The organism is Bartonella sp. B10834G3 (assembly GCF_016102505.1).
Lineage (GTDB): Bacteria > Pseudomonadota > Alphaproteobacteria > Rhizobiales > Rhizobiaceae > Bartonella > Bartonella choladocola.
Genome location: NZ_JACFOM010000009.1, coordinates 1 through 4,593, shown reverse-complemented (window position 1 = coordinate 4,593; position 4,593 = coordinate 1). Strand labels below are relative to the sequence as shown.

The 4,593-nt window shown below is 37.3% G+C and carries 3 protein-coding genes; all 3 read right to left on the bottom strand.

The features are described 5' to 3' along the window. A partial coding sequence (locus tag H3S94_RS11710; RefSeq protein ID WP_198241172.1) for a LysM domain-containing protein occupies positions 1-475 on the bottom strand: 475 nt, incomplete at its 3' end. Between the two features lie 1,695 nt (positions 476-2,170). Next, entirely contained in the window at positions 2,171-2,734 is a 564-nt protein-coding gene (locus tag H3S94_RS11705) for a hypothetical protein (RefSeq protein WP_198241171.1), read from the bottom strand. A 447-nt stretch (positions 2,735-3,181) separates the two neighbouring features. Further along, a partial coding sequence (locus H3S94_RS11700) for an Ig-like domain-containing protein (RefSeq protein ID WP_246786497.1) occupies positions 3,182-4,593 on the bottom strand: 1,412 nt, incomplete at its 5' end.

Below are 4,593 nucleotides of genomic sequence, written 5' to 3'. Positions count from 1 at the left end.
GATAATGCGCCATGTCATCAGAAACCGGTGACAGCGGAACATAAACCGTATCCCCCACCGTTACCTTGTCAAAGCCGTTCTTGAAAAACCGATCCTGATTAAGACGGCGCAACCCCTCAACACTCAGATTATAGCGTTTGGCAATATTATCAAGCGTATCACCGGACACCAGAACATAACCTCTGGTCAGGATCGGCGTTGAATAGGTATCATTTAACGAGGAGCGGCCATAACTATCAGGATTCAAACCTTGGGCCGGATTCAAACCTCGCGATTGATAATCACCACCCTTATAACCACCACCCTGATAAGAGTTGCTACCATAAGCCCCCTCATATTGACGATCACGGCTTCTCTGTGCTGCATCCGCCTGTACGATCGAAAGAAGAAATGTCGAACAAATGTAAATGAATATCGTAAGCCATGAAATCGTTTTATTTCTAAAACGACCTAAAAAACCACCCCTCATATTCATTCTCTATCCTGATAGTGACATTTTTCTCATAGATTCGATTTTTGTTATAGTAATGAATTATATTTTTTCGATCGATTCTTTATTAACTTCCATAAAATAGAATCGTACGTTATATTTATAATATTTTACTATATATTTCTACTTATTTTTCTTCTAAAAAAAATTTTATAAATCGCTTTGGTTTGAAATTTTTTACCGAAATAACGTATTTTTATGAATATTTTTTATCGGTAATTAATTAAATTTGATAATAATAACATCACTGTTTATGTTTTAAATTAAATTTTATAAATTATTTATCGTTTAATAAATAATCTCCAAATACTATAATATTCTTTAATTGAATTATTTTTATAATTTTATTGTATTGTTATAATATTGTAAATAACTTTAATACTATTTTTAACTATTTTTAAATTATATTGCGCTTATCTCCATTAATATTTTTTTCAATTGATAATAATCAATCACGTATTCGATTATCTATTAAATACTTATTTACTTGACGACTAACGAAATGGATATTTGTATTTTTTTGTCTTTTATCACTAAGCGCATACACAAAAATACTTTCGGTTAATTTTTAAGTTTTTGTCATATGATGCTTTTTTTCAGTGACGCGTGCTATTTTTTGTGACGTGTGGCACTAATAATAAGGTTTGTGAACATCGCGATGACCTGACGAACCAGCTTGTCTTCACATTTTTGAATGTTTGAAAGTGTATGACGCTATTTTTCAGGTAAACGACACCACCAGAACCTGACTTATTTTCACCGTAATTGTAAATGAATGTTTAGAACTCATTCTATTTAAACTCATTTCCACTTAAATATGGAATTGATATTTTATATTTATCACATTTAAAACAGGATATTCATCTATAAAAAAATTATATTTGTAATCTGATACTTTTTTATAATCGTAAGATAACATCGTTTGAAGTTTTTTTCAGAAGTTACAAACCATTACCAACATCGATCAGATTGGATAAGCCCATCCGTCCTAAATTGATATTTTCCGCACGGTCGTTTTAAAAAACACAGTATGTTTAAAACTATAAACAAAAAAGCCGGTAGCGCCTATCGTAGTAGCAAAGAAATAAAGCTATTTCAACCGAATATGAAATACACCGTTACCCACAAACTTGGCTTAACACCGCTTTACATAGACCGAACCGACTGTTTTGCAGGGCTTTGCCTTACTTAAATCTACTGGGCTGCGTTCTACCTTGCTTAAATCAACTTCGCTGCGTATTGCTCTACTTAAGTCAATTTGGTTGTGTTTTCTCTGCTTAATTTTGTTTGGCGTTATTTCCTTCACCCCACTGTGCTTTACCAAGCCCGTCTGGTGATAAAAGGCTATCGCCCGCGCTGCGGTTCATTCAGGCAACATTTTGATAAAGCCGATGGTTTATTCTTTAAATTCTCTTAAGCGCAATCACACTCCTGCATAGATAAACCACTTTTCTATTTGCGCATTTATGATGAACACTGCAATATCACAATGAACACCACAATATCACACAATAAAATGCCGACGATGGTATTTGCTAAATTACGATTGGAAAAGGTTTTGAGTTAGATAACTAAAAACCTTTGCGCTGATTATCAATAAATTTAACTTTCATATTGTTTCAACACTAAAGCAACCACAGCTTTGTAAAACCCATTTAATTATCAGAATATTCTTACATTCTAATTGTCTACAATACTGAATTTATCACCGATTTTATACACCCTGTGATTACGCATGGTCGAATAATCAGCCCGCAATGCGTATATTTGTAGATCGGTGCCTACTTTAGTCGCTTTATAGGTCACCTGATAGGTATAGTCATCTATTTTTATCCAATCTTTAAACTGCACACCATAACCTATATACCCCGGCAATGTTGGTGTGGCATTTGGTGCATTAATGTAGAAGGTGTTGTCTGGATGAAAGTCTGTTGAGGGATTACCAAATTTGTCAACGATATGAATTCTGACAATGATATCGTCTCCCACTTTATATTCTTTTTTATTCAATTCGATTTTCAAGTATTCGGGTAATACATAGCCTGGCGTTATAGAAAATGCATTACTCGACAATGCGTCCTGCCATTCCGGATATTTTAATGTGAACGTTAAATTCGTGCCGACTTTTATTGCTTCATAAGGAACTTGTATGTAAGTGTGGCCATCTATTTTTCTTAAATAGGTGGAGTTATTGCAATAGTATCTTACATAATCCGACCCCGGAATTGTGAGTACACTTTGCATTTGGTTATTTTGAAAATTTTTTATATCATCTGTGATATTTATAACGTCATCACCATTTTATCTCGCAAACCTATGTTTAAATGTACAGAATCAGTTTCAGCATAACTATCCTTTACCACATAAAACTTGGTATTTTCTTTTACCGGTTTTGAATTAACGAACAGGATAACGTAAAAATCATCTTTAATTACTTTCCCGTCATAAGTGGGAGATAAGACCGCAGATCCCCTCTTTAGAACTTTAAACCTCGGCAGATAGATTCCTTCTTCATTTTCACTTTTTGTTGCATCCAGAAATTCAAATGAGGTGTATGCTTGCAACCTCAATTTTGAGGATCATAAACAGAGTTATTTCCAAAGCTATCACTAGATTTAAAGATGAGCGTTACGATATCATCAAGTTAAGGCTTGTTATTATCAACTGTTAAACTGGATTTTTTTCGTCAAGTTACCTCGGTGTTATAGTTAAGGATTTGGTTAAACTGTTATAATCGACACCGGAAACCTTCGGTGTAATTGTAAAAGTTACCGGATCGTTAGAAGTTATACTCATAGAATATTGTCCGTCACTTAATTCCATTATTCCTGAACGGGTCCATGAAATTGCAGCTACACTTTTCGTGATGACAAAACTAATGTCGCTCTTCTTCCCTGTCACAAGGTTGTTGTAAATATCTCTGGCCGTAAAAATGGCGAATGATTCAGCAGCTGCTACATTTGTTTCTGGCTCTAGTTTTAACTCCGATGTACCTTCATTTATTGCACCGGGGTTTATTGTTACCTCTTGGGTAAGAACTGCAACACCTGAAACCGTCGATGTAAAAGAATAAGTATCCGCTTTCGTGCCCGTGAAGGTGGCTTCATAGGTTCCAGGCGACGTCTCTGTGATTTCTGTCAGATTGAGGGCAGTGCCATCGGGAACCACTATATTCTCGCTACTATCTTCGATGGTAAAACCGACATCGCTGCCACTTAGCCCCATGATGGGATTGCTATTCACGTCCATGGGCTTGAAGGTGAGTTTTGATCCTTTGCTATCACCTGCGTTAAAGCTTGACTGGGTTACCGTAAAGGTGGATTTAGCAGCATTCGCCGCACCGGCTGTCACCGTCACGTTAACTTTAAGTTCTCCGACAGGTTTATTGGAAATGTTCGGTTTGATCGTATATTCCCCGACCTTTGCACCTTTCAACGTAGCAGTATAAATGCCGCTACCATCGGCTGTCTCTTTGGGCGAAGTGAGATAAACAGGACTGCCAGTTGTAGACACCGTTGTTCCGTTTTTGTCTGTCACGACAAAACTAACCTTGTCACCAGAACCGGTTGTAGCAAGCCCGCTCATAGGGTTGCCAGAAACATCTATGGCCGTAAAGGTGAGTGTTGATGATAAGGTTCCATCTGCTGGAATGGATTTCGGCTCTACTTCAAATGTGGATCGTCCGGTATCGATATCATGGCCCTTTATTGCCACTTGTGCTTCAAGAGTTCCAACAGCAGCTCCCGAAACAAGCGGCTTTAACTTATAAGTTCCGACAAGCGTGCCTTTCAATGTGGCTACATAAATGCCGCTTTGAGCCGGTGTCTCTTGAATGTTCGACAGAATAACCTTGTTCGTATCCGGCTTGTTACCGCCCCCGTCAACAATGTCAAAGGTAAGTTTGTTGCCTAATCCTGCAACAACATTGCCATAAGCGTCCTTCGCTGTAAAGGTGAGTATTGATTGTTCAGTTCCATCTGCTGAAATGGATGCCTTATCTGCGCCAAAGCTGGAATTGCCTTTTCCCCCATCGACTTTACCGGCGGTCAATGTCACTTGTGCTTCAAGAGTTCCAACAGCAACAGAAGAAACCTTCGGTGTAA